This window comes from Leucobacter sp. M11 (genome assembly GCF_035726885.1).
In the GTDB taxonomy this organism is placed as follows: Bacteria; Actinomycetota; Actinomycetes; order Actinomycetales; family Microbacteriaceae; genus JAPFRB01.
In genome coordinates, this window is record NZ_JAPFRB010000003.1 from 41,350 (window position 1) to 43,329 (window position 1,980).

General features: G+C 72.8%; 2 protein-coding genes. Both read right to left on the bottom strand.

Annotation, left to right across the window (positions count from 1 at the left end; genetic code table 11):
* Positions 1 to 934 (bottom strand): 1,4-dihydroxy-2-naphthoate polyprenyltransferase (locus tag OOT08_RS08375; RefSeq protein WP_325092176.1); only part of this gene is annotated, 934 nt, incomplete at its 3' end.
* Positions 935 to 1,074: 140 nt separating this feature from the next.
* Positions 1,075 to 1,980: AMP-binding protein (locus tag OOT08_RS08380; RefSeq protein ID WP_325092177.1), on the bottom strand; the 906-nt coding region annotated here is incomplete at its 5' end.

Consider the following 1,980-nt stretch of genomic DNA (forward strand, 5'->3'; position numbering starts at 1 on the left):
CCGCGAAGCTCGTGAGCTTGAGCACGAGGATCTGCTCCTGCGGACGCCGCCCGGTGAAGAGGATCAGGATCGCCGGGATGACGAGCGCGAGCACGAACCACGCGTAGATCACCTTGACGTAGGGCAGGCTCAGGAAGAACACGATGACGAAGGGGGCCAGCACGCAGACCGTGTAGAGGATCTGCGAGACGCGCTTGCCGACGAGCACCGAGAGCGTGCGCTTGCCCGCGAGCCGGTCCGTGTCGATGTCTCGAATGTTGTTCGAGATCAGCGTCGCCACGGCGAACAGACCGACGCCGACCGCGGCGAGCCAGGCCTCCTGGGGCAGCTCATCCGCTTGGAGCCAGACGGTGCCAAGCGTCGCGACCAGACCGAAGAAGAGGAAGACGAAGACCTCGCCGAGGGCCATGTAGCCGTAGGGGCGCTTGCCGCCCGTGTAGAACCAGGCGGCGACGATGGCCACCGCGCCGATCGCGAGGAACCACCAGCGCTCGCTGAGGACCACGGCGACGACGCCCGCGACGGCGGCGAGCGCAAAGAAGCACAGGGCGACGCGCAGCACCGCCTTCGGGTTGACCTGGCCGGAGCCGGTCAGCCGGGCGGGGCCGACGCGGAACTCGTCGGTGCCGCGGATGCCGTCGGAGTAGTCGTTCGCGTAGTTGACGCCGATCTGGAGGAACACCGCGACCGCGAGCGCGAGCAGGGTGAGCGGCCAGGACAGCGCCTGCATCATCTGGGCGACGCCCGTGGCCGCGGCGATCGGGGCGACCGCGAGCGGCAGGGTGCGCAGCCGCGCCCCGCCCACCCAGTCGCGCCAGGTCACGGCACCGGAGCGCCCGGTCTGGGCGGCGTATCGGTCGGCGGCGGCCCGCTTGGCGGGGTTCCCGGAACGGTGCGCGTTGCCCGCGCGATCAGTGCCCTGCTGGCCGGCCATGATTCTCCTCATCCTGCGTCCCACTCGGTCCCCTCAATCTTAGGCCCGCGCACGGTGCGCGGCGCGGGAGGGCCCGGCAGCGGGGCGCACCGGCAGGGCCCGTCCGGACTCGGTCCGGCTCGGCAGGTGGCCCCCGGGGGTCACCGGGGTGCGGGAGCCCCGGTGAGCCGGGCGCGGATCGCGACCCGATCGGCCTTACCACCCGGGAGCCGGGGCAGCTCCGCCAGCGCCTCGAAGCGGGCCGGGATCGCGGCGACCCCGAGCTCGGCTCGGATGCGGGCCGAGGGATCCTCGGGTTCGGCCGCCGCGGGCTCGGCGGCCCGGACCAGCGCGACCCGTTCGCCCCAGGTGTCATCGGGGACGCCAACGGCGACGGCCTCGCCCCAGCCGGGCAGCTCGTGCACGACGCGCTCGACCTCGTCGAGGGAGACGTTCACCCCGCCCGAGACGATGACGTTGTCGAGGCGGCCGAGGACGGTCAGCATCCCGCCGAGGAGCTCCCCCGCGTCGCCGGTGCGGTACCAGCGGGTATCGTCCTCAACGAAGAAGCGCGCGGCGGTCTGCTCGGGATCACCGAGGTAGCCACTCGCGAGGCTCGGGCCCGCGAGCTGAATCTCACCGCCGCGGATCCGAACCAGGGTGTCGCCGATCTCGACCCCGTCGTAGACGCAGCCGCCCGCGGTCTCGGTCATGCCGTAGCTGCGAAACAGCCGCAGGTCGAGCTCGTGGGCCCGCTGGCGGAGGGTGCGGGGCACGGCCTGCCCCCCGACGAGGATCGCGTCAAAACGGCGCAGGGCCGCCGCGGCCGCGCCGTCCCCTTCGGCCCGTTCCAGGAGCCGGGCGAACTGCACCGGCACGAGGGAGACGTAGCGCCGCTCGGCGCTGAGGCTCGCCGCGGCGGCGAGGAAGCGGTCATCGTCCGCGGGCTGACCGAGGAACACGGGCTCGGTGCCCGCGAGGATCGAGCGACTGAGCATCTGCACGCCCGAGACGAGGTGCAGGGGCAGGGTGACGAGCCACTGGCCCGGCCCGCCGAGGCGCTCGTT